Here is a 22087-nt window from a genome sequence, read left to right as displayed (position 1 = left end):
GGTGGGGGTCCGGGGGAGGGAACCCCTTTTTCAAAAAGGGGTTCCCTCCCCCGGTTCCTCGCGTTCCCCCAAGGAGTCCTTTCATGCGCACCATGCTTGTCACCGGCGGGGCCGGGTTCGTCGGCAGCAATCTGGCCGTGGCCTTCAAGCGCAAGTACCCTGATTTGAAAATCATCGTGCTCGACAATTTGAAGCGCCGGGGGTCGGAGTTCAACCTGCCGCGCCTGGCCGTCGAAGGCATCCGGTTCGTGCATGGGGACATCCGCAATCCCGAGGACCTGGAGTTCGACGACAAGATCGACGTGCTGCTCGAATGCTCGGCCGAACCCTCGGTGCTGGCGGGTTTCGGCGGCTCGCCCAAATACCTCGTCAACACCAACCTGACCGGCACCATCAACTGTCTGGAAGTGGCGCGCCGCAACCAGGCGGACGTGGTGTTCCTTTCCACGAGCCGCGTCTATCCCTATGATCCCATCAACGCCGTTCCCCGTCGCGAAGAGGCCACGCGTTTCGTGTGGGACTGCCCCGAGGGGCCGCGCGGCTGGTCCGCGGCCGGGCTTGACATCGATTTCGACCTCAACGGCCCCAAATCCATGTACGGCGCGACCAAGTTGTGTTCGGAATTCGTGCTGCGCGAGTACGAGGCCATGTACGGCGTGCGTGCGGTCATCAACCGCTGCGGGGTGATCGCCGGCCCCTGGCAGTTCGGCAAGGTGGACCAGGGCGTGTTCTCGCTGTGGGTGCAGGCCCACTATTTCAAGCGCAGCCTGTCCTATATCGGCTTCGGCGGCATGGGCAAGCAGGTGCGCGACCTGCTGCACGTGGACGACCTGTTCGATCTTCTCGATATGCAGCTGGCCGACCTTGAGAAAGCCAAGGGAAAAGTCTACAATGTAGGCGGCGGTGTGTCGTGCAGTTTGTCGCTGCTGGAAACCACGCGGATTTGCGAGGAACTGACCGGCAACACCATCGCGATACGCGGCGACGCCGAGAACCGGCCGGCGGACCTCGCCATATACATCGGCGACAACCGCCGGGTGACGGCCGATTACGGCTGGTCGCCCAAACGCGACGCGCGCACGATTCTGGCGGACCTCTTTGCCTGGGTCCGCAGTCACGAGGCGAGCCTCAAAACGCTGGCCACGCTCTAGGCCGGCGGATCGGAAGCCGCCCCGAAACGCAAAGGCGGGCCAGCATGATTTCGCAACGCAAGGTGGATCACCAGCGGATGGTCGCGGATGCGCGCGCCATCCGCGAAAACATCAGCAGGGCGCGGGGGTACTTGCGCCGCGATGAGCTCTATCGCTGCATCGAGTCGGCCAACGACGCCCTGGTGCTCAAGAGCACCGGCGCGGCGCTCGGCATGGGCCGCTCCGAGGTGGATCTGCTTTTCGCCGAAATGTGCGACGAATTCAGCCGCCATCCTCGTGTGGTGGCGTTCCTGGAGGGCATCGGTGTCTCGGGCGGGCAGTTTCTGCGCTACAAACCCGGCGACGAGACCTTGCTGATCAAAAAGCTCACCGCGTTTCGCATCAAGATGGAAGAGTCGGAGCAGCGGGAAAAGGATCTGGCCGACGCGCGTCACACCCGGCAGCGGGGAGAGTGGCTGCAACTTGGCCGGGAGCACCTGCGCCAGAAGAGCTATCCCAAGGGCAAGGTCTACCTGCGCCGGGTGGCCGAGACGTACGGCGAGGAGCCCGACGTCCTGCGCGAGGTGGGCACGCTCTTTCTGGAAGCCGGGCTGCTGGCCGAGGCGGCGGAGATGTTCGCCGCGGCCATCGAGCGCTTCCCGAACGACCAGCAGGCCTGGCGGCTGGCCATCGACGCGGCCGACGGGTTGGGCGAATTCAAGAAGGCCGAGGCCCTTTACCTCGACGCGGTCAAGGTCTTCGGCGGCCACCCCATGACCTTTCTCAATATCGCCAGGTTCTACATGAAGTGGAACCGCAAGGACGACGCCTACGAGTACGCCATCCGCGCCCTGGACCTGGACCCGGACCTGGCGGAAGCCATTGAGATCCGCAACAAGATGGAGCGCTAGGCCGTCGCCGTCTATTTCCCGATGCAGAAGCGGTCGAACACGGTGGCCAGCACGTCGTCCGGCGTGGTTTCGCCCGTGACGTCGGCAAGCATCGCACAGGCCGTCTCAAGGCGCACGCCCAGCAGATCGTAGGGCACGTCCGCCTCGATATCCGCAAGCAACTCCGTCAGTTCCGCGTGCGCGGCCGCAAGGCTCGCGGCTTCGCGTTCGCTCGGCGCGGCGGCGTCCGGCTCGATGGGGCCGCCGTCGCGGGTGAGGCGCGCGCGCATGGCCGCAAGCAGTCCCGTGAGCCCGAATCCCGTGCGCGCGGAAACGGGTACCGTCTCGAGGCCCATGGCGGCAAGCGCCAGGCGCGGGTCGGGATCACCCGGCGGGAGATCGGCCTTGGCGGCCACGGCCAGTGTCTTGCCCGGCCCCAGACGTCGCAGGAGCGCTTCTGCCTCGCCATCGGGAACATACGGTGCCGCGCCGTCCACGACGTAAAGTCCCAGATCGGCCGTTTGCGCTAGGTCCAGGCCGCGCGCCTTGCCGGCGGCTTCCACGGCATCGGGCGTTTCGCGAAGCCCGGCCGTGTCCGTCAGGCGCACGGGCAGCCCGTCGAGGTCGAGGCCTTCTTCCAGGTAGTCGCGCGTGGTGCCCGGCAGATCGGCGACGAGAGCCCGGTCCGTGCCGAGCAGGGCGTTAAACAGGCTCGATTTGCCGGCGTTGACCCGGCCGAAGAGTGCCACGCGCGCGCCCAGGCGGAAGGGGCGGGCACGCCTTCCGGTGGCGAGCAACGCCTCGATGCGGGCAACGACGGCCGAGACGCCCGAGGCGAACGCCGCCTTGGGCAGGCATTCGACTTCCTCCTCTGGAAAATCCACGGCCAGGCAGATGCCGGCGCGCAGTTCGTCGAGCGCGGCAGCCAGCTCCTTTACGGCCCGGCTCACGGCCCCGGACAGGCGGGATAATGCCAGGCCCGCGTCGGTGTCGCCGCGCGCGGCGATGAGCTCGGCCACGGCCTCGGCCTGGGACAGGTCCAGGCGGCCGTTTAAAAATGCGCGCTTGGTGAATTCCCCCGGCCCGGCCGGTCGCGCGCCCAGCGCAAAGCAGGCCGCGAGCACGCGGCGCAGCACGGCCGGCGCGCCGTGGCAGTGCAGTTCCACCGTGTCTTCGCCGGTGTAGCTGCCGGGACCGGGCATGTACGCGGCCATGCCGGAATCGACGGGGCGGCAGGCTTCGTCGCGGATGGTCCCGTGGTGCAGCCGGTAGGGTTTGAGGCCCGAAAAACCTGGCCGGGCCGAGGCGAAAAGCCGTGACGCCACGGCCAGGGCGTTCGGGCCGCTCAGGCGGACGATGCCGACGCCGCCGCGGCCCGGCGGCGTGGCCACGGCGGCGATGGTGTCGGTCGGGGCGTCGCGCAGGACCGGCATGGGCGCTTACGCGACCGCGGCGCAGCTTGTCTGCGCCAGGAGCTTTTCGATGGCCCGGCCCATGCGGGCGATGCCCTCGGCGATGCGCTCGGGTTCGGCGTTGGAGAAGTTGAGCCGCATCTCGCGCGCGCCGCCGCCGTCCACGAAGAACGGCCCACCCGGCACGAAGGCCACCTTCTCCTTGATGCACAGGTCAAAGAGCGCGAACGCCGAGCAACCTTCGGGCAGCGTCACCCACAGGAACATGCCGCCCTCGGGCTCGGTGCAGACCACCTCGGGCGGGAATTCGGCCTTGATGCGCGAAACCATGAGGTCGCGCTGCTCGCCGTAGACCTTGCGGATGGTCGCGATGTGCGCGTCGAGGTCGTTGTGGGCGAGGTAGTCGATGAGCACGCGCTGCACGAAGGTGGAGCAGTGCAGGTCCGAGGCCTGCTTGGCCGTGACGAGCTTGGGCAGGCTTTCCTTGTCGGCGACGATCCAGCCCAGGCGCAGGCCCGGGGCGGCGATCTTGGAGAAGGTGCCGAGCATGTAGGCGTCGCCTGTCAGGAACGCCGAAACCGGCGGCTGGGGCTCACCGAAAAAGCGCAGTTCGCCGTAGGGGTCGTCCTCGACGAAGACCGTGTCGGCCACACGCAGCGTTTCGGCCACGGCGCGACGGGCCTCCAGGGAATAGGTCAGGCCCGAGGGGTTCTGGAAATTGGGCACGGCGTAGAACATCTTGGCCTTTTGGCTCACGAGGGCGTCGGTGAGGCGGTCGATGTCCGGGCCGGCGGCTGTCAGCGGCACGCCGGTGAAGGCGGGCTCGAACACGGAAAAGGCCTGGATGGCCCCGATGTAGCCGGGTAGTTCCACGGCCACCACGTCGCCGGGGTCGAGGAAGACCTTGCCGAGCAGGTCGAGGCTTTGCTGGGAGCCGTTGGTGATGAGGACGTTGGCCGGATCGACGTCCATGCCTTTTTTCGCCTTGTAGCGGGCGGCGATCCATTCGCGAAGGGCGGGCTCGCCCTCGGTGACGGAGTATTGCAGGGCGGCGGAGCCGTTTTCGGCAAGTACGCGTGCGGCGGCGTCGGCCATGGGGCCGGTGGGGAAGAGGTCGGGCTTGGGCAGGCCGCCGGCGAAGGAAATGATGGACGGATCGGCGGTGACCTTGAGGATTTCCCGGATGAACGAGCGGCGCACCTGGGACATGCGTTTGGCGAAAGCGGGCACGATGGAACCTCCTGCTGTGGAGGCCGTGAATCGGGCGGGCGACTGGCCCGTCGACGCGGCCGGTCGCGATATTCTAGGCCGGAAAGGTTGTTTTGGGAAAGAAATTTTTTAACATCCCGGTATCAAAAGAAATCTTTGAGGCATTGCAGGCGTTGTCCCGGGCCGTAGGCCACGGCGGTCCTTTTCGAGTTCGCGAGCACGCCCTCGAGCGCCTCCCCTCCTTCGAGCCACAGCCGCGCCGCCGCTTCCAGGCACGCCGTCGCCCCGAAAACGTCATTGTCCGCCGCGTAAAATCCGTTGCCACCCCAGGGCACGCCACGCAGGGGAACCGATGGAACATAGCCGCCGTCGCCGGCCTGGCGCATGTAGTCGAAGCCGCCGAAGCCGGCGAAGCCGGCGACCACGCAGCCGCAGGCCATGGCCTCGAGCGGCGGCAGGGGGCAGCCCTCGGGAAAGCCCGTGGCCAGGAACACGTGGCAGGGGCGCAGCGCCTCGGCCACGCCGTCCGGCGGCAGGCCGTCGATGGCGACCCATTCCAGGGCAAGGCCCGTGCGCGGCGCGCGCGCGGCGACCACGTTTCGGATCATGGTTGCCAGGGCCTTGTTCTTTCGCGGCATGAAGCCCACGCGCACGGGGTCCGGCGCGGGCTTGGACGCGGGAGGATGAAAGCGCGCCGGATCGATGCCCGGGCGCAGCACCGGCGGAAGCGTGCCCAGGGCCAGTTCGATGTGGCGCGCGACGGGGTCGGAAACGGCCACAAACGAGACCGGCAGCCTGTCCCAGCCCACGCCCTCGGGCAGGCCGTTGAAAAGGTACGCCCAGTTCTGGCAGTAGACCACGCAGCGCGCCCCGGCGGCAAAGCCCGGGGCCAGGGCGTTGGGCCAGCCCTCGGGCACGAGATAGACGTCATCCGGCGTCATGCCCGCAGCCGCCAGGGGGACGACCGGCAGTCCGGCCGGAAGCGACAGCGGCGTGGTCCCGGGTTCGCGCAGCACGAGGACCACGTCGCGCCCCAGGGCGGCAAGCCCGGCGGCCGTGTCCGCAAGCACGGCCAGGCCGCCGGAAACCGAGCGCAACGGGGGCAGGAATACGAAAATGCGTTTCACGTCGTCACCTTGCCGGGCGGCGGTTGCCGCCGCAACGCCAAAAGGCTAACACCAGAGCGGCCGTCCCGTTTCAACCGTGATGCCGCAAGGAGTCGCCATGCGCAACAACAAGGACGCCCTGCCCAACATGCCGCCCCTGACCGCCGCGGAGACGGCCGTGCCGACACTCGGCGCGCCGGCCTGCGAAAGCCCCAAACGCGTGGGCGCGTTCGTGCCGGACGACGCCGGCGTGCTCGTCGGCATCACGCGCGGCTCCGTGACCTGCGACGGGGCCACGCCCGTCTTTTTCGAAGAGGCCGGGCCGCGCGAAAGGCTTTTTTTCACCTCGCACAAGACCAAGGTCGCCATCGTCACCTGCGGCGGCATCTGCCCGGGTATCAACGACGTCATCCGCTCCATCGTCATGGAGGCGCACCACCAGTACGGCGTGGCCGCCACGCTCGGCATCCGCTACGGCCTGCGCGGCTTCATCCCGTCCTGCCGTCATGACGTGCTGGAATTCTCGCCGAAAAACGTGGCCGAAATCCACGAATTCGGCGGCACGATCCTCGGCTCCTCGCGCGGGCCGCAACCCGTGGACGAGATCGTGGACGCCATGGAACGCATGGGCATCGGCTTTTGCGTGTGCATCGGCGGCGTGGGCACCCTGCGCGCCGCATCGGCCATCCAGGCGGAGATCGCCTCGCGCGGGCTGGCCATCGGCATCGTGTGCATCCCCAAGACCGTGGACAACGACATCCATTTCGTCTCGCGCACGTTCGGCTTTTCCACGGCCGTGCAGCAGGCGACGGAAGCCATTGCCTGCGCCCATGTCGAGGCGCTCGGCGCGCCTTACGGCGTGGGCCTTGTCAAGCTCATGGGCCGGCAGTCCGGGTTCATCGCCGCCGAGGCCAGCATGGGGCTCAAGCACGTCAACATGGTGCTCGTGCCCGAGGAGCCCTTCGCCCTGGAAGGCGAGGGCGGCGTGCTCGACGTCCTGGAAAAACGGCTGCGCTCCCGCGGCCATGCCGTGGTCGTGGCCGCCGAAGGCGCGGGACAGCACCTCGTGCCGGAAACCGGGCGCAGCGACCCGTCGGGCAACCCGGTGCTCGGCGATTTCTGCGGCCTCTTCGCCGCCGCCGTCAAACGCCACTGCAAGGCCAAGGACCTTCCCCTCACGCTCAAGGTCATCGACCCGAGCTACATCGTGCGCGCCGTGGCGGCCAACACTTCCGACGCCGTCTACTGCGGCTTTCTCGGCCGCCTGGCCGTGCACGCCGGCATGGCCGGCAAGACCGGCATCATGATCGGCTCGGTCAACGACCGCTACGTCCACGTGCCGTTGCCCCTGGTCACCCGCGAGCGCAAGCGCATCGACACCGGCTCCGACTACTGGCAGGCCGTGCTCGATTCCACCGGACAGCCCCGGTTCACGGCCTTCACGTCCTGAAGGAGCCCGTGGCGCGAAACGCCCGTTTTCTCGCTTGAACGCATCGCTCAACCCGCCGCCGGTCCGCCCGTGCTTCCAACGGGCCGGACGGGGCGGCGCATTGCAAAGGAGTCTCCATGCCCGCCACCCTGCGCGAACTGCTCGCCGCCATCACCCCCGTGGACGCCACGCTTTTCCCCGTGGCGCAGGCCCACCTGGACAATCTGACCAAACCGCGCGGCAGCCTCGGCCGCCTCGAGGAACTGGCCGCGCGCCTGTTCGTCATTCGCGGCGGCAAGGCCCCGGTTGTCGATCCGGCCCGCATCTACGTCTGCGCCGGAGACCACGGCGTGGCCGCGGCAGGCGTGAGCCTCTTTCCCCAGGAGGTCACCCGGCAGATGGTAGCCAATTTCCTGGCGGGCGGCGCGGGCATCAACGTGCTGGCCGACACCGCGGGCATCGATCTGCGCGTGGTGGACGCCGGCTGCCTGGGTGAGCCTTTTCCCTCCCATCCCCGCTTCGCGGGCGCGCGCGTGGCCTCTGGGACCGCCAACCTGGCCGAGGGGCCGGCCATGAGCCGCGTCACCTGCGAAAAGGCCCTGCTGCTCGGCGCATCGCTCGCCGCCGAGGCCGCCGCGTCGGGTATCAAGGCCCTGGGCACGGGCGACATGGGCATCGCCAACACCACGCCTTCCACCGCGCTTTTTTGCGCCTACCTGGGGTTGGAGCCGGAAACGGTCACCGGGCCGGGCACGGGACTCGACGCCTCGGGCGTCGCGCGCAAGGCCGCCATCGTGGCCAAGGCCCTGCGCCTGCACTGCGAGATCGTCTCCTCGGGCGATCCCGTGGCCATCCTCGCCGCGCTCGGCGGGCTGGAAATCGCCTGCCTGGCCGGGCTCGTGCTTGGCGCGGCGGCGCAAAAGCTTCCCATCGCCGTGGACGGCTTCATCTCCACCGCCGGCTACGTGGCCGCCCGGGCCATCGCTCCGGCCGTGGCCGGCTACGCCTTCATCAGCCACGCCTCGGCCGAGCCCGGCTACGCGCCCATCATGTACGCCTTGGGACAAAAGCCCTTGCTCGACCTGGGGTTGCGCCTGGGCGAGGGCACGGGGGCGGCCCTGGCGCTTTTTCTCATGCGCGCCGGCGCGAACATCTACAACGACATGGCCACGTTCGCCTCGGCCGGCGTGGACAGCGGCGCGTAATGGTGTTCCCTTGCCGATACGCTATTGTTTAATAAAGAAATCATGCAACAGTGGCTTCCCTCGGAGAAGGCACGCGCGCTTTTCGGGGATGCGATAGGTGTTGCCGCAAGGCGCGACGCCGCCCGTCAGACCCGGCGGCGTCGCGCCTTTTCGTTGCGGCGAAGACGGTTTGAGAAAAGCAAATGATGCTTGGGAGGTGTGGTGTGGCTCGCCCGGCGTGAAGCCGTGAGCGAAGGGGCGTATGCTATTGTTAATCGTGTATTTATGACAATTGATAGAAGGGGAAATTGTAGTAACGTGAGCCGTTTTGTTTGGATTTCCCCTTGCGCAAAGTCAGCGGAGTAAGCATAAGGTGCAATAAGGGACCGACACCATCAACCCTGGAGTAATGCCATGTATCGTCGCTTATTCATCGTCATGCTTGCAGCCGTGTTGATGCTTTGCGCCGGACAGGCCGAAGCCAAGAAAAAGTCGGCCGCGTCCGATCCCATCAGCACCGAATACGCCAAGGGTGTTCAGGCCGTGAACGAACGCCATTGGAATGCCGGCATCGAAGCCCTGACCAAGGTCATCGACAACCCGGCCACGCCCAAGGACATCCTGCCGCTGGCCCTGACCAATCGGGGCACGGCCTACGCCAACAAGAAGATGACCGCCGAGGCCCTGACCGACCTGTCCAAGGCCATCGAACTCAAGCCCGACTATACCGCCGCCTACTATGACCGGGCGCGCATCCTGGCCATGCAAAACAAGCATGCCGAGGCCGTGGCCGACCTGACCAAGGCCATCGAACACAGCAAGGCCGGCGTGCAGCAGGCCGTGTATTACAAGAACCGCGCCCTCAGCTACGGGGCCATGACCAAGCTCGACGAGGCCAAGGCCGATTTCAAGAAGGCCAAGGAACTCGATCCCAAGATCAAGATCCCCATGCACTACAAGCCGATGATGCAGCAGTAAGCGTACAGCATGCAACGATGTCGAAAGGCCCCGGAAGGGGCCTTTCGTTTTTCGCGGCGTCGAAGCGGGCGAGACGGCGTCAGTGCGGAATGTGCGCCAGCCCGACCCAGACGAAGGAGTAGACGGACATGGCGCACATGGCCAGGGCCAGGGGCAAGGTGACGGGCAGCGTGCGATTGGCGGCCGGGGCGAAGCGGGCGAGCACCATGCCGGCCATGGCCCCGATGGGGAAAAGGTAGCGGCCCTGGGCCTGGAAATCGGAGGTCCAGGAGTGCCAGGTGGACTGGAATACGGTGAGCGCGGCGAAGAGCAAAAAGACGAGCACGCCGGCCGTGCCGCCGCGGCCGCCGTGCATGATGAGCGCCAGGGCGAGCGCGCCCATGAGCGTCCAGAGCAGGTAGCCCATGTAACGGTAGTAGACGTAGGGCGCGTAGATTTTCATGTAGTCGTAGACGCCGAACGAGGTGCGAAACGACCAGATGTGCCAGGTCCAGACCGTGAAAAGCTGCGGGTAGGCCAGGCCCTGGTCGCGCATGCGCAGGCCCCAGAACTGGGTGCCGGCCTCCTGGGCCGAGGGCTTGTAGTCCTCGCGGGCGTATTTCTCCGCGTTTTGCGTCGGCACTTCCGGCCGCACGGTGCGGTTGATGAAGACGTTGTGCCCCCAGCGCGCGCCGAAGATCGCGGCAGCCAGCAAAAAGACCACGGCTGCGTTTTTCGCGGCCGCACCCATGTTGCGGGCGTGCAGGCCGCACACTCCGAAGAACGCCAGCGTGAAGGCCGCGAAGACATAGAAATTCTGTTTGGAAACGACCACGAGGCCGAGCAGAAGGCCCATGTACAGCAATCGCCTGGCATCCTTGTCGCGCAGCGTCAGCGGCAGGGGCGCGACGGGCGGATCGAGCCGGGCCGCCAGGTAGACGATGCAGAAGGTGAGAAAGGTCGGAAAGGCGTCGCCGTTGAAATAGCTGAAGACGTACCAGAGTTGCGGCGTGATGAAAAGCGGCACGAATGCGATCTTGCGGTCATCGGGCAGGCGCAGGAAGAGGACCATCAGGATGGCATAGAGGAAGATGTCGAAAAAGCGCAGGGCGATATAGTCTTTCCCTGCCAGAGGCAGGATCAGGTGCGCGAACTTGCCGGCGAAGAAATAGACGATGTCGAGCTGCTGCAGGTAGCTGATGCCGTAGTTGCTGAAGGAGTGGGCCAGCCGCGGGTCGTCCAGGGCCGGAAAATCCCAGTACGTGATGAAGTAGCGGGCGGCGTTGATGTGGTCGAGCTCGTCGGGGTGGACGTTTAAGCGGCTGCCCGTGGCCATGGCGACCATCAGCGCCAGGATGCCGGCGCCGAGCAGGCCGAAGGCCAGGTTTTTCAGCACGGTTTTGGTCATGGCTCAGAAGCCTTCCTTGCAGACGGCTTCGAGGATGGCTTTGGCTCCCCGGGCGAGCAGGGTGTCGGCCAGGGCGCGCCCGAGCGCGGCCGCGTCGGCGCGGCGGCCGTTTACCGTGTCGCGGTAGGTCTCGCCGGAGTCGGGGTGGGCGACGAGGCCGGAAAGGATGAGCGCGTCCCCGTCGAGCACGGCGTGGGCGGCGATGGGCACCTGGCAGCCGCCTTCCAGGCGGGCCAGGAAGGCGCGTTCGGCGGCCACGGCGTCGCGGCTTTCGGGGTGGTCGAAAAAGGCCAGCATGGCGGCGGTTTCCGGGTCGTCCAGGCGGTATTCGATGCCGAGCGCCCCCTGGGCCGCGGCGGGCAGGAAGCGGGGCGGCGTCAGGCGCACGGCCTTCGGCGCGCTTAAGTCCAGGCGGTTGAGTCCCGCGGCCGCGACGACGATGGCGTCGAACTGGCCGTCAAGGAGCTTGCCCACCCGGGTGTCCAGGTTGCCGCGCAGGTCGGTGATGTCGAGGTCCCGGCGGATGGCCGTGAGCTGGGCCTTGCGGCGCAGGCTGCTTGTGCCGACGCGCGCGCCGGCGGGCAGGGCCTCCAGGGAGTCGTGGCGCACGGACAGGAACATGTCGCAGGGGTCTTCGCGCTCGGGCACGATGCCGACCACGAGGCCCTCGGGCTGCTCGGCGGGCACGTCCTTCATGGAATGCACGGCCAGGTCGGCCCGGCCGTCGAGAAGGGCTTCCTCGATTTCCTTGACGAAAAGCCCCTTGCCGCCGACCTTGGCCAGCGGCACGTCCAGGATCTTGTCGCCCTTGGTCTTGATGGGCAGCAGGTCCACGACGAGCCCGGGATGGGTTTCGCGCAGCCTGGCCGCCACGTGGTTGGCCTGCCACAGGGCCAGTTTGCTGCCACGGGTGGCGATGACGAGTTTGTCGCGCATGTACGGTGTCCGGACGCCTGGGAGCGTGGGTTGCAAACGGCCGACGACCGTCGGCGGGCGCGCTTGGCGTCGCCGGCGATCCGGCCGGTCATGGTTTACGTGGGGCCGGCCTTGTGGCGCGCCCTCGAAGAAGTGTGGTGTCTTTTCGAGGGCGACATCCCGGAATCGTTATCTTTTCCCTAAAAAATACCGACGTATTCCTAAGGGCCGCAACACTAGTGGCAGCTGGCGCAGTTGCCGCCGGAGCATCCGGCGCAGCCGCCGCCCGAGGACGGCGCGGCCGTACGCGCGCCGGTCTGGCCGGCGCCGGTGCGCGTACGGCAGGTGGACATCAGTTTTTTCGTGTCGCCCGAGGCGCATTTGGGGCAGGGCGGGCAGGTCGTGGCCGAAGCGGACACGATATCCTCGAATTGCGCGCCGCATTTTTCGCAGATGTACTCATAAATGGGCATGGGCTGAGACTCCTTACGCAAAAAGGATCATGGACGGCGACGGACGCCCTACCGGCCTTCGAGGTAGGGCTCGAGCTCCATGACCGCCTCGAAGAGGTAATGGTCGGTGAGCTTGCACAGCAGGTGCCCGATGGCGATGTGCACCTCCTGGATGAGCGCGGTGCGCTCGTGGGGCACGAGCAGGGCCAGGTCGCATGCGGTCACGATGGCCCCGTTTTTCCCGGCCAGCCCCATGGTCACGCAGCCCTTTTCCCGTGCGGCGCGCAGGGCGGCCAGGACATTGGGGCTGTTGCCGGAGGTGGAGATGCCGACCACCACGTCGCCGGGTCGGGCCAGCGCCTGCACCTGTTTGGCGAAGACCTGATCGAATCCGTAGTCGTTGCCGATAGCGGTAAGTATCGACGAGTCGGTGGTCAAGGCCAGGGCGGGCAGGGGCGGGCGTTCCAGCTCGAAGCGGTTGACGAACTCCGCGGCCAGATGCTGGGCGTCGGCGGCCGAACCGCCGTTGCCGCAAAAAAGAATCTTGCCGCCCCGGGCCAGGGAAACGGCCATGGTCCGGGCCGCGTCGTCCACGAGCGCCGCGTTTTCACTGAAAAAACGGGCGCGCAGGGCGAGCGCGTCCTCGGTATAGGCGGCAATGAGCCGCATGGTGGTGTCGGACATGACCTCCCCTTGGCGCGAGGCCGAAGCCGGCGTCGCGCACAGCCTTTGTAGCCAAAGGCCGGCCCGCTGACAACGCGTAAGGCCGGCTAGGCATTCACGATGAAAAAGGCTAGGGTCGCCAAGGCCGCTCGGGCCGGGCGTACGCACATGCAACCAGCACTTTTGGGACGGATTTCCGACGAGGGCTGCGTGAGCCTCATCGGCATGGCCGGGGCGGGCAAGACCACCCTGGCCTCGCTGCTCGCCCGCCGCCTGGGCTGGGCCAGCCTGGACACGGACCGCCTCATCGAGGCCACGGCCGGGGCCAGCCTGCCGGCGCTTCTCGACCGGCTCGGGCTCGAGGGTTTTTTGCGCCTGGAGGAGGACGTCGTGGCCGGGCTTGGCGTCAAGCGCTGCGTGGTGGCCACCGGCGGCTCGGTCATCTACGCCCCGCGCGCCGTGGCCAGGCTCAAGGCCTGCGGCCCGCTGGTCTTTCTGTCCATCGACCTGGACACGTTTCTGGCGCGCCTCGGCGATCCCGGCCAGCGCGCCTTCGTCGTGCCGGCGGGGATGACGCTGCCCGAGGTTTTCGCCGAACGGCAGCCGCTCTACGCCGCGGCCGCCGACCTGACCGTAACGAGCTGCGGCGTTTCGCCCGAGGCGTGCGCCGCGCAAATCCTGGAAGGAATCGTTTCGTGACCGCACCGTTTCCCGCCTCGCGCCGCCGGGTCGTCCTGGCCAAGCTCGCGAAACTCTACGCCGACATGGACGCGGCCTACATGGCCGCCGCCGCCGCCGCCGGACTCGATTGCGCGGGCTGCGCCGAAAACTGCTGCGTGAGTTTTTTTCAGCACCACACCCACGCCGAGTGGCTCTACCTGCATGCGGGCCTCGACGCCCTGCCCGCCGAGAAGCGCGAGGCTTACGTCGCCCGGGCCCGGGAGTACGTCGCCGCCTGCCGCGAGGCGCTTTCGCGCGGGGAGACGCCGCGCGCCATGTGCCCGCTCAACGACGACGGCCTGTGCGGGCTCTACGACCACCGGCTCATGATCTGCCGCCTGCACGGCGTGCCCAACGTGCTGATCGGCTCCATGGGCGTGCGCGAGTTTCCGGGCTGCGGCCCGTGCCAGCGCCTTGCCGCCGAGGGCAAGGGCGGCAAGGCCATGGACCGCACGCCGCTGCTGAAGCGCCTTGCGACGCTGGAAATGGAACTGTGGGGCAGCCGGCCGGGCCGGCCGCCCAAGGTGGATATGACCCTTGCGGAAATGATCCTGGCCGGCCCGCCCGGGAAGTAGCCGGCGGCCATGGGGGAGGGGAGATGCGTATTTCGCGACGCCTGACGCGCCGGTTTCCGGCTTTCGTTGCCGCAGGGTGCCTCCTGGCGCTTCTTGCCGGCTGCGCCACGCTTTCCGTGTCCCATCTGGAGTCGAAGCCCATCGTCGCCGGGCCGCCTACGGTCATCGCCATGAAGTACTGGCGGTTCGAGTTCACGGGCGCGCTCTCCGGCCAGTCTTTCGTCATCCGCGGCCGCGCCACGCCCGTGACCGGCGACCTGCCGCCCTGGGTCGACCGCGCCGAGGAGATCACCTTCGCCGCCTATCTGCGCGACCCGGCGGGCAACGTCCTGGCCAAGGCCGAGAAGACCTATCCGGGCCTGCCCCTTTCCCCGGACGCGGCCGTGCCCTTCGAATTCGTCCTGGCCCCGGCCGGAAGCGCCGCCGGGGACTACGCCATTTCCTTCGGCTACCGCACGCTCTTCGGCTCGGCCAAGGCGCGTAGCGCCCTGGGCGCGAAATCGGGGCCGCCGCCGGCGGGTTCGGTCGTTTTCGTGGGCGAGGGCGCGGTGCTCAAGCAATAGGGGGTGGCTCCCCGCGTCTTGCCAGCCGGGGCCGCGCGACGTAGGGTGCGGCCCTTCCCGGCCCGACCGGGCGAAACCGGCCGCATCCGGCCAACCTCATTCCGCCAGCACCCATGAAACGCCGTATCCTTCGCGCCCTCGGCATCGCGCTGCTCATCGTCGTCCAGGTCGTGGCCGTGTGCTTTGTCGTGGACTACTTTTTCCGCCGCTACGAAAAGGAACATGTCTTTTCCCACGCCAGGAGGGATGCCCCGGACTATTCCCTGGAGGCGATGCTTCTTAACGATCACCACGACATCGTGCCCAAGAAAAAGCCCCGGGACGAGTTCCGCATCCTGGCCATCGGCGATTCCTTCACTTTTTCCGTGACCCAGCCGCAATACGGCCTGTGCGCCGCCATCGAGAAAGATCTCAACGCCATGGGGCTCGACCGCCGCGTGCGCGTGGTCAACCTGGGCTTTCCCTCCATCTCCTTCCCCGACTACCTGGAGCGCTTCTACTTCTGGAGCCAGGCCCTGGAATACGACGCCGTGGTTTTCAACGTCTACCTCGGCAACGATTTCAACGACGTGCGCAAGACGCCGTACGACCCGGCCGCGTTCAACCGGAAACTCGCGGACCTCTGCCGCCTGGGCATGGCGTACGGCGCGTACACCCTCGTGCCGCACCAGTATCCGTTCCGCTTCATGGATTTCATCAAGGCGCAGGTGCTTTTCAAGCTGCAAAGCGACAAGGAACTGCGACGCCTGCTCTTTCTGCCCGACCTCGACGCCCTGGGCGTGCTGCCCGACGGGGCGGACAAGCGCTACCGGTCGCTTTTGCCCCTGTCCCCGGACCAGATGGCCTCGGAGCGCCGCTCGACCATGAAGCCGTTTTTCAAGGACACCCTGTTTGCCTATGAAAACGACATGCCCTGGTACGAGCTGCTGCTGGCCACGGCGGCCAGACTGCGCGCCTCGGGCAAGCCGGTGCTGGTCATGCTCTCCCCGCCCGAAGGGGCGGTCTCGCCGCAGGTGGGGGCGGCAGCGGCCAAGGCCCTGGGCAAGGACGCCAGGGACGCCGATTTCGCCCTGCCCGGCCGCGTCACCCGGGAATTGGCCAGGCTCGTCGGCCTGCCCCAGGACGATGTCCTGGACCTGACGCCGTGCCTTGCCGGGACCACCCCGGACGGCCACGGCACCTATTCCGGCCGCGACACCCACTGGAGCCCCGAGGGCAACGCCTGGGCCGGGAGCCTCGTGGCGAGCGCCCTGGCCGCGCGCTGGTTCGGCCGCGCGGACCAAGCGGCCGGCTGTCCGCAGCCCGCGCCGGCGTTCGAGCCCATCCCGCAAAAGTTGCTCGCCCCGCTACCCGAGGTCGCCGCCGAAGCCGCCGCCATCGTGTCCGGCTGTCCGACCGGGCGCTGACCACGCCTCCGCGCCTTGCGCACACTTTTCCGGCGTGCCCTGCGCTGTCGCTTTGCGCGGCTGTGGGGAAGCGGTGACAGGCTGTTGACGGGCAAGTCACTTTCCGGACGGCAAGTCTTGCCACCGTATGGCGGGTTTCACCTACCATTTTGTAGGCGCTCCGACGAAAACGTGCGTTTTTGCGTTGTCGTCGCCGTGTACTCTTGGCGCGGGTGGCCGTAGTGCCTGCATCGCAGGGTTGGCATGGCATTTGTAAGAACCTCTGCAACCCCAGTGCCCAGGGATTGCGGCCGGTTGGGGCAACCTCCTCCTGGCCGGCCGACAACCCAGCGCTTCTTGAGTGACCGGCTTTTGGTTTCCGTGTTTGGCAGCAGAAACGACGTTGCATCGGGCAACGTCGTTTTTGTTTTTTATGTATCTCCCCATTTGCGTTTATGGAACACCTTTTTAGAAGGAAAGGTGTCTGTTCGAAATTGTAGAACTGTCTGTAAAGCAAGACATTTTTGTGCTTGAACTTGTGTTGTTTCTGTTGTCTCTGCTTGACTATCGCCCTTGTATATCTTGCTATTTTCTCCTGTGGTACGGGCTGTGCTTTGTCTTGTGCAGCTTCTTGCAGGGGGGCTGGTCTCGGAAGGGGCGGAGAATGCGCGCGCTCCTTCCGGGTCAGCCGGTAACAATCCGAAGAAAATAAGGCTTTTTGAGGTTTCATCGGATGCGTAAGAGCGCAATTTCCGGCAAGGGTGGCAGCGGCAACTGACCCGTCCCCTTTACGGAGGCTGCGGGATGGGGTAGCGCCGTAGGGCCGGCCCGCGCCGGTTGCCGGCGGCTGCCCCATGACCATCCGCATTGCATTGCGAAACCTGCTGCACGACCGTGTGCGCCTGGCGGTCACGCTCACCGGCGTGGTCTTCGCCGTGGTCCTCATCGCCGTCCAGGGCGGACTGTTCGTCGGCTTCACCCGGGCCACCACCTGCGTCATCGACAACACCGAGGCCGAAATCTGGGTGGCTTCGCGCGGGGTGCGCAACTTTGACGTCACCCACCCGCTGCCGCCACGCAAATTCCACCAGATCCTGGGCGTGCCCGGCGTGGGCCGGGCCGAGCGCGTCATCGTGCGCTTCGCCAACTGGAAAAAGCCCGCCGGCGGCCGCGAATCCGTGGAAGTCGTCGGCTTCGACCCGGGCTCGGGCCTGGCCAGGCCCTGGAACGTGCCGCCCGGGACCATGGCGGCGCTGCGGCTCCCCGACACCGTGGCCGTGGATGCGCTCTACCTCGACAAGCTCGGCATTGCGGGCGTCGGACAGGCCGTGGAGATCGGCGACCGCCGCGCCAGGGTCGTGGCGCTCACCTCCGGCATCCGCTCGTTCACCACCTCGCCCTATGTCTTCGCCTCCTACGAAAACGCACTGCGCTACACCAACATGGAAGACGGCCAGTGCACCTACGTGCTCGTGCGCCCGGCCCCGGGAGTAGCGGCCGAGGCCCTGCGCGACGCCATCGCCCGCGCGGTGCGCGACGTGGACGTGTTCACCCGTGAGGAATTCGCCGGCAAGACCCGGCACTACTGGATGTTCACCACCGGAGCCGGCATGGCGCTTTTGATCGCCGCGAGCCTTGGACTCGTGGTCGGCGGCGTGGTCGTGGCGCAAACGCTCTACGCCACGACCATGGACCACCTGGCGGAATTCGGCACGCTGCGGGCCATGGGCGCGCCCGGCGGCTACATCCACCGCATCATCGTCATCCAGGCCGTGGCCGCCGCCCTGGTCGGCTACGGCTGCGGCATCCTGATCAGTCTGTTCCTGGTGGACCTCGCCGCCAAGGGCGGGGCGTCCATCGTGCTGCCGCCGTCCCTGGCCGTGGGCCTTTTCTTCCTCACCGTGGCCATGTGCGTGGCCGCCGGCCTGGTCTCCATCCGCAAGGTCACGACCATCGACCCGGCCATGGTCTTCCGGGGAGCCTGACGCCCATGGCCGCCCCGGAAACGCTGCTTCGCGCCCAAGGCGTGGCCAAGACCTTCACCCTGGGCAAGGTGGAAGTGCCGGCGCTTCGCGGCGTGGACGTGTCCGTGCGCGCGGGGGAGGTCTGCCTGCTCATGGGCCCTTCGGGCTCGGGCAAGACCACGCTCCTTTCCATCCTCGGCTGCATCCTGTCCCCGAGCGCGGGCAGCGTCGTGGTCATGGGCCGCGAAACCGCCGGCCTGCCCGAGCGCGAGCTGACCCGGGTGCGTCAGGCCCACATCGGCTTCGTCTTCCAGAGCTACAACCTCTTTCCCACCCTCTACGCCGTGGAAAACGTCCAGGTCGCCCTGGACCTGCGCGGCGTGGCCGGGGGCGAAGCCAAGTCCCGCGCACATGCCGCCCTTGTCGCCGTGGGCCTTGCGGACAAGGCCCACGTCCTGCCCCGGGACTTAAGCGGCGGCCAGAAACAGCGCGTGGCCATCGCCCGCGCCCTGGTCGCCGAACCCGCGATCATCCTGGCCGACGAGCCCACGGCGGCGCTCGATTCCGAAACCGGGCGCGGCGTCATCGCCTCGCTGCGCGAACTGGCCGTCGGCCGCGGCAGTTCCGTGGTCATCGTCACCCACGACCCGCGCATCGCCGCCTTCGCCGACCGGGTCATCCGCATCGAGGACGGCCGCATCGCGTCCGATGGAGAACTTACGCCATGATGCAGCGCGTCATCCTGCTGGCGCTTGCCGCCGCCATGGTCCTTGGCGGGGCCTGGTGGATGTCCCGGACCCCACCGGGCAAAAGCCGGCCCGCCGTGCACGCCACGGCCCCGGCGCAACCCGCGCCCGCCGCCGTCCCGCATGCCGCCACCGAAACCGGAGGCGCGACGCAGACCGTGCCCTGGGTCGCCGCGCCGGGACGCGTGGAGCCCCTCTCCGAGGAAATGCGCCTGGGCTTCGACATGGCCGGCAAGATCCGCGAGGTGCTGGTGGAGGAGGGCGACCGCGTGCGCCAGGGCCAGGTGCTCGCGCGCCTCGCCGCCGACGAGCTTCCCGCCCGTGTGGATGCTGCCGAACAGGCCCTGGCCGCGAGCGAAGCCGCCTTCGCCAAGACCGTGGCCGGCGCGCGCGACATGGAACGCAAGGAAGCCCGCGCCGCCGTGGACGAGGCCCGCGCCGTGCTGGAGGTCGCGCGCACGGAAAACGAGCGCCGGCGGCAACTGCTTTCGCGTGAAGTGCTCTCCAAGGAAGAAGCCGACCGCGCCGAGCGGGAATACAAGGTGGCCAGCGAACGCCTGGACGCCGCGCGCCAACGCTTCCGCCTCGTGGACGACCCCACGCGCGAGGAAGATGTCAAACGCGCCCTGGCGCAGGTCGGCGAAGCCCGGGCCAGGCTCGAGGAAGCCCGCGCCCTGGCCGAAAAAGGCGTCATCCGCTCGCCCATCGACGGCGTGGTGCTGCGCAAACACCGCCGGGCCGGGGAAATGGTCTCCGTCTCCTTCGACACGCCCGTCGTCACCGTGGGCGACGTCAGCCGCCTGCGCGTGCGCGCCGATGTGGACGAGCGCGATATCGCCAAGGTGGCCGTGGGCCAGAAAGCCATCCTCATGGCCGAAGCCTACGGCGACAAACGCTTCCTCGGCCATGTCTCCCGCGTCGCGGGCATCCTCGGCAAGAAAAACATCCGTACCGACGATCCCTCCGAAAAAAACGACACCCGAATCCTCGAAACCCTCGTCGACGTGGACGAACCCGCCGAATTGCCCGTCGGCCTGCGTATGGACGTCTTCATCATCACCGCCCCCGGCGGCGAAAACACCCTGCCCGCCTACCGGCCTTGAGTGCTGGGGCGCTGGGGATCTGGGGCGCTGCCCCAGGCCCCGCCGGGGGGAGTCACTCCCCCCGGTCCCCCGTTCTGCGTCGTGGCGCGGGGAGGTCCAGGAGGGGATCATCCCCTCCTGGCCGCCGGAGGCATCTTTTTTTCCCCTTTTCCCTCCATCTCCTTCCCCTCCCGTCCCGTCACATCCCCAACAATCGCCGCAGCCGCCCCGAGGGATCGGCCAGACGTAGGCGTCGGGTGAAGCGGGCATCCTGGCCGGTGCGTGCGGCGGTGGCGGCGGCGAGGCGCAGTTCTTCGAGGCCGGCTTCCAGGCGGAAGCCTTTGAGGTTGGCGAGTCCCAGTTCCAGGCTGAGCGACCAGTCGTCGGGCCGGTGCAGGGAGAGGTCGGACAAAAGGCCAATGCGTTCGGCTTCGGAGCCGGGCTGACGGCGCAGCAGCGATTCGAGGCGGCGTTCGATTTCCAGGTCGTGTTGGTCCAGGGCCTTGGCGGCGACGAGGCATTGGACGGCGGTCTCCGGCAGATGCACGGCGTGATGGAAGAGCATGCCCGGCGCGCTGGTGCAGCCGATGGCTTCCAGGGCGTTGGCGAAAAAGAGCAGGTAGTCCCGGGGGGTGTGCAGGCGCGGCGCTTCGCGCCGGCCCGCGGCGGCGACGAACGCCACGTAGGCGCGTTTGGCGGCTTCTCCCTGTCCCAGGCGCAGGGCGGCCAGGGCGCAGGCCGCGGCGCTGCGGGCGTCGCCGGCGAGTTCGGGATGGGACAGGCAGGCGGCGAAAAGCGCCTGCGCCATGTCGCGGTTGTTGTCGGCCAGGGCGAGTTGGACGCGCGCGGCCATGATTTCGGGCGTGCCGGGCGCGGCGGCGAGCCTGCGCCAGAGTTCGATGCGTTGCGTGGCCAGCTGGCCGGAGCGGTTCAGGTGGTAGAGCGCAAGCGCCAGGGCGGCGTCGGCGGCCGGCCCTTTGGGGGGCGGGGGTGCGGCGCGGGTGAGGTCGAGCAGGGCCTTGGCCCGGTGGTCGGGCAGGTGTCGGGCGGCCACGGCCGCGTGGGCGGCGCGTCCCATGGTTGCGGCCAGGTCGGGGTGGGCCTGGAGGAAGCGGAGCCTGTCGTCGAGTTCGGCCACGTCGTCGTAATAGAGGGCTTCGCGGTCCGGGGCGAAGAGTGTTTCCACGCCTGCCGGGGTGCGCTCGGAAACGGGCAGGCAGCCGCTTGAGGCGGCTTCGAAGAGGCGCAGGTTGATTTCGCCGGCGATGCATTCGTTGGGGGCGGCGCGCACCGTGTCGTAGAACGCGGCCAGTTCCGCCCCGGAAGCGTCCTGGCGCAGCAGCAGGCCGAAGCGCGAAAGGTGTTCGGCGAACCATTGCCGGCGTTGGCGTTCGGCGCTTATGCGGCCGACGAAGGCCAGGGGGATCGTGCGTTGCGCCTGGGGGGCCAGGGGGCGGGGCTGTCCGTGCCAGGGCACCCAGGCGCAATGCGGGCCGCCGTCGCGGGACAATGTCGCGGCCAGATGCGGTTGGGTGGTCGCCGCCGCGGAGAGCGCGCGCACGTAGTGGCGCTGCCAGAAGTGGTTGAGGTGGGTGTCCAGGGACCAGTAGAGCACCGGACAGGGCGCGTTGCCGCAGTCGTCGAGCACGACCAGGCGACCGAGGTTTTCCTGGTGGATGATGCAGTCCGGGGGCTCGGGCAGGGTGGCCAGCAGTCGAGGCAGGCTGACCACGCCGTCGGGCGGCGTCAGGGATACGACCCGGCAGCCCAGGCGCGAAAACGCCGGCCCGAGATGGGAATGGATCAGGCAGACGGTGCGCATCCGGCGGCCGTGGGGGATGGGGCGGGGGGAGCAGGCTTGTCGCCATGCCCCCTCCGACGTGAAAGATCGCCGTCAGTCGGACGGATCAGACCGTGACCACGGAATTTTCGCAATCGCCAAAGGGCGAAAAGGCGTATTTGTCCGCTTCGGGATCGCTGATCCAGGCGTCGCCGTCGATGAGATAACGGAACTGGTATTCGCGGCCCGTGGGCAGGTCGACGGTGACCGTGAACGAACCATCCTTTTGTTTGCGCATGGCCGTGGAGCCGATTTCCCAGTCATTGAATTCCCCGACCAGATGCACGTTGGCCGCGCCCTTGGCCTGTTCCTTGGCCAGGGTGAAGGTTACTTTGCAGACGGGTTTGCTTTTCAGGGGCTTTTTTTTCAGCGACATGGACGATCTCCTCGAAAAGGACTCGCGCCCGTAGCTGCGGCATGGGGCGCAAGGGATGATGGGACCATGCCCCTGGCCTAG

21 protein-coding genes are annotated in these 22087 nt (G+C 67.6%); 12 read left to right on the top strand and 9 right to left on the bottom strand.

From position 1 onward, the window contains the following. Positions 1-83: 83 nt before the first annotated feature. Positions 84-1151, top strand: a complete 1068-nt coding sequence (locus tag Q368_RS0114275) for an NAD-dependent epimerase/dehydratase family protein (RefSeq protein ID WP_029459737.1) — start codon at positions 84-86, stop codon at positions 1149-1151. 44 nt (positions 1152-1195) lie between these two features. Then, positions 1196-2041 carry a tetratricopeptide repeat protein gene (locus Q368_RS0114270; RefSeq protein ID WP_245611352.1) on the top strand — a complete coding sequence of 282 codons (846 nt, stop codon included), beginning with the start codon at positions 1196-1198 and terminating at the stop codon, positions 2039-2041. Between the two features lie 11 nt (positions 2042-2052). On the opposite strand, the gene mnmE is transcribed toward Q368_RS0114270, so the two are convergent. The 3 genes from mnmE to Q368_RS0114255 all read right to left on the bottom strand — a co-directional run bounded on the left by mnmE (position 2053) and on the right by Q368_RS0114255 (position 5768). Next, complete coding sequence (gene mnmE / locus Q368_RS0114265) at positions 2053-3453, bottom strand: tRNA uridine-5-carboxymethylaminomethyl(34) synthesis GTPase MnmE (protein WP_029459735.1); 1401 nt, start codon at positions 3451-3453, stop codon at positions 2053-2055. Between the two features lie 6 nt (positions 3454-3459). Continuing rightward, complete coding sequence (locus Q368_RS0114260; RefSeq protein WP_029459734.1) at positions 3460-4662, bottom strand: aminotransferase-like domain-containing protein; 1203 nt, start codon at positions 4660-4662, stop codon at positions 3460-3462. A 122-nt stretch (positions 4663-4784) separates the two neighbouring features. After that, positions 4785-5768, bottom strand: coding sequence for a glycosyltransferase family protein (locus Q368_RS0114255; protein WP_029459733.1), 984 nt, complete (start codon positions 5766-5768; stop codon positions 4785-4787). 97 nt (positions 5769-5865) lie between these two features. Here Q368_RS0114255 and Q368_RS0114250 point away from each other — a divergent pair, with 97 nt between their 5' ends. The 3 genes from Q368_RS0114250 to Q368_RS0114240 all read left to right on the top strand — a co-directional run bounded on the left by Q368_RS0114250 (position 5866) and on the right by Q368_RS0114240 (position 9338). Further along, positions 5866-7197 (top strand): ATP-dependent 6-phosphofructokinase, encoded by a 1332-nt coding sequence (locus Q368_RS0114250; protein WP_029459732.1) that lies wholly within the window; start codon positions 5866-5868, stop codon positions 7195-7197. Between the two features lie 116 nt (positions 7198-7313). After that, positions 7314-8381 (top strand): nicotinate-nucleotide--dimethylbenzimidazole phosphoribosyltransferase, encoded by a 1068-nt coding sequence (gene cobT / locus Q368_RS0114245; protein ID WP_029459731.1) that lies wholly within the window; start codon positions 7314-7316, stop codon positions 8379-8381. Between the two features lie 393 nt (positions 8382-8774). Beyond that, complete coding sequence (locus Q368_RS0114240; protein ID WP_029459730.1) at positions 8775-9338, top strand: tetratricopeptide repeat protein; 564 nt, start codon at positions 8775-8777, stop codon at positions 9336-9338. A gap of 79 nt (positions 9339-9417) precedes the next feature. On the opposite strand, the gene Q368_RS0114235 is transcribed toward Q368_RS0114240, so the two are convergent. The 4 genes from Q368_RS0114235 to Q368_RS0114220 form a co-directional block, all read right to left on the bottom strand. Further along, positions 9418-10725: a hypothetical protein gene (locus tag Q368_RS0114235; protein ID WP_029459729.1), complete on the bottom strand. Its 1308-nt coding sequence runs from the start codon at positions 10723-10725 to the stop codon at positions 9418-9420. Positions 10726-10728: 3 nt separating this feature from the next. After that, a complete protein-coding gene (gene hemC / locus Q368_RS0114230) occupies positions 10729-11661 on the bottom strand; it encodes a hydroxymethylbilane synthase (protein WP_029459728.1) in 933 nt (310 codons plus the stop codon). A 215-nt stretch (positions 11662-11876) separates the two neighbouring features. After that, positions 11877-12113, bottom strand: coding sequence for an FmdB family zinc ribbon protein (locus Q368_RS0114225; RefSeq protein ID WP_029459727.1), 237 nt, complete (start codon positions 12111-12113; stop codon positions 11877-11879). A gap of 48 nt (positions 12114-12161) precedes the next feature. Continuing rightward, positions 12162-12776 (bottom strand): D-sedoheptulose 7-phosphate isomerase, encoded by a 615-nt coding sequence (locus tag Q368_RS0114220; protein WP_029459726.1) that lies wholly within the window; start codon positions 12774-12776, stop codon positions 12162-12164. Positions 12777-12923: 147 nt separating this feature from the next. Between Q368_RS0114220 and Q368_RS0114215 the strand changes: the two genes are divergently transcribed. The 7 genes from Q368_RS0114215 (at position 12924) to Q368_RS0114185 (ending at position 19811) form a co-directional block, all read left to right on the top strand. Next, positions 12924-13454, top strand: a complete 531-nt coding sequence (locus Q368_RS0114215; RefSeq protein WP_029459725.1) for a shikimate kinase — start codon at positions 12924-12926, stop codon at positions 13452-13454. Then, positions 13451-14050, top strand: a complete 600-nt coding sequence (locus Q368_RS0114210) for a hypothetical protein (protein ID WP_029459724.1) — start codon at positions 13451-13453, stop codon at positions 14048-14050. The genes Q368_RS0114215 and Q368_RS0114210 overlap by 4 nt, the downstream gene beginning before the upstream one ends. 23 nt (positions 14051-14073) lie before the next feature. Continuing rightward, entirely contained in the window at positions 14074-14613 is a 540-nt protein-coding gene (locus Q368_RS0114205; protein WP_029459723.1) for a hypothetical protein, read from the top strand. 113 nt (positions 14614-14726) lie between these two features. After that, positions 14727-16019, top strand: coding sequence for an SGNH/GDSL hydrolase family protein (locus tag Q368_RS0114200; RefSeq protein ID WP_029459722.1), 1293 nt, complete (start codon positions 14727-14729; stop codon positions 16017-16019). Between the two features lie 833 nt (positions 16020-16852). Next, the gene (locus tag Q368_RS0114195; protein WP_029459721.1) at positions 16853-17983 is read left to right on the top strand and encodes an ABC transporter permease; all 1131 of its coding nucleotides are present in this window, start codon (positions 16853-16855) and stop codon (positions 17981-17983) included. Positions 17984-17988: 5 nt separating this feature from the next. Further along, a complete protein-coding gene (locus tag Q368_RS0114190; RefSeq protein ID WP_029459720.1) occupies positions 17989-18690 on the top strand; it encodes an ABC transporter ATP-binding protein in 702 nt (233 codons plus the stop codon). Further along, positions 18687-19811 carry an HlyD family secretion protein gene (locus Q368_RS0114185; RefSeq protein WP_029459719.1) on the top strand — a complete coding sequence of 375 codons (1125 nt, stop codon included), beginning with the start codon at positions 18687-18689 and terminating at the stop codon, positions 19809-19811. The genes Q368_RS0114190 and Q368_RS0114185 overlap by 4 nt, the downstream gene beginning before the upstream one ends. Before the next feature lie 178 nt (positions 19812-19989). Here the strand turns inward: Q368_RS0114185 and Q368_RS0114180 are convergent, their stop codons facing one another. Both Q368_RS0114180 and Q368_RS0114175 read right to left on the bottom strand, forming a co-directional pair. Continuing rightward, positions 19990-21612, bottom strand: coding sequence for a glycosyltransferase family protein (locus Q368_RS0114180; protein WP_029459718.1), 1623 nt, complete (start codon positions 21610-21612; stop codon positions 19990-19992). An 85-nt stretch (positions 21613-21697) separates the two neighbouring features. Then, the gene (locus Q368_RS0114175; protein WP_029459717.1) at positions 21698-22006 is read right to left on the bottom strand and encodes an isoamylase early set domain-containing protein; all 309 of its coding nucleotides are present in this window, start codon (positions 22004-22006) and stop codon (positions 21698-21700) included. Between the last annotated feature and the right edge of the window lie 81 nt (positions 22007-22087).

This window comes from Solidesulfovibrio alcoholivorans DSM 5433, from assembly GCF_000702665.1.
GTDB classification, from domain to species: domain Bacteria; phylum Desulfobacterota; class Desulfovibrionia; order Desulfovibrionales; family Desulfovibrionaceae; genus Solidesulfovibrio; species Solidesulfovibrio alcoholivorans.
Note: the sequence above shows the minus strand (reverse complement) of the source record. Positions and strands in the feature narration are given on the sequence as shown.

Bases quoted from the DNA above. Each gene is read 5' to 3' on its own strand.
- Q368_RS0114275 (WP_029459737.1), top strand. From the start codon at position 84: ATGCGCACCATGCTTGTCACCGGCGGGGCCGGGTTCGTCGGCAGCAAT.
- Q368_RS0114270 (WP_245611352.1), top strand. From the start codon at position 1,196: ATGATTTCGCAACGCAAGGTGGATCACCAGCGGATGGTCGCGGATGCG.
- mnmE (WP_029459735.1), bottom strand. From the start codon at position 3,453: ATGCCGGTCCTGCGCGACGCCCCGACCGACACCATCGCCGCCGTGGCC.
- Q368_RS0114250 (WP_029459732.1), top strand. From the start codon at position 5,866: ATGCGCAACAACAAGGACGCCCTGCCCAACATGCCGCCCCTGACCGCC.
- cobT (WP_029459731.1), top strand. From the start codon at position 7,314: ATGCCCGCCACCCTGCGCGAACTGCTCGCCGCCATCACCCCCGTGGAC.
- Q368_RS0114240 (WP_029459730.1), top strand. From the start codon at position 8,775: ATGTATCGTCGCTTATTCATCGTCATGCTTGCAGCCGTGTTGATGCTT.
- Q368_RS0114235 (WP_029459729.1), bottom strand. From the start codon at position 10,725: ATGACCAAAACCGTGCTGAAAAACCTGGCCTTCGGCCTGCTCGGCGCC.
- hemC (WP_029459728.1), bottom strand. From the start codon at position 11,661: ATGCGCGACAAACTCGTCATCGCCACCCGTGGCAGCAAACTGGCCCTG.
- Q368_RS0114225 (WP_029459727.1), bottom strand. From the start codon at position 12,113: ATGCCCATTTATGAGTACATCTGCGAAAAATGCGGCGCGCAATTCGAG.
- Q368_RS0114220 (WP_029459726.1), bottom strand. From the start codon at position 12,776: ATGTCCGACACCACCATGCGGCTCATTGCCGCCTATACCGAGGACGCG.
- Q368_RS0114215 (WP_029459725.1), top strand. From the start codon at position 12,924: ATGCAACCAGCACTTTTGGGACGGATTTCCGACGAGGGCTGCGTGAGC.
- Q368_RS0114205 (WP_029459723.1), top strand. From the start codon at position 14,074: ATGCGTATTTCGCGACGCCTGACGCGCCGGTTTCCGGCTTTCGTTGCC.
- Q368_RS0114200 (WP_029459722.1), top strand. From the start codon at position 14,727: ATGAAACGCCGTATCCTTCGCGCCCTCGGCATCGCGCTGCTCATCGTC.
- Q368_RS0114195 (WP_029459721.1), top strand. From the start codon at position 16,853: ATGACCATCCGCATTGCATTGCGAAACCTGCTGCACGACCGTGTGCGC.
- Q368_RS0114190 (WP_029459720.1), top strand. From the start codon at position 17,989: ATGGCCGCCCCGGAAACGCTGCTTCGCGCCCAAGGCGTGGCCAAGACC.
- Q368_RS0114185 (WP_029459719.1), top strand. From the start codon at position 18,687: ATGATGCAGCGCGTCATCCTGCTGGCGCTTGCCGCCGCCATGGTCCTT.
- Q368_RS0114180 (WP_029459718.1), bottom strand. From the start codon at position 21,612: ATGCGCACCGTCTGCCTGATCCATTCCCATCTCGGGCCGGCGTTTTCG.
- Q368_RS0114175 (WP_029459717.1), bottom strand. From the start codon at position 22,006: ATGTCGCTGAAAAAAAAGCCCCTGAAAAGCAAACCCGTCTGCAAAGTA.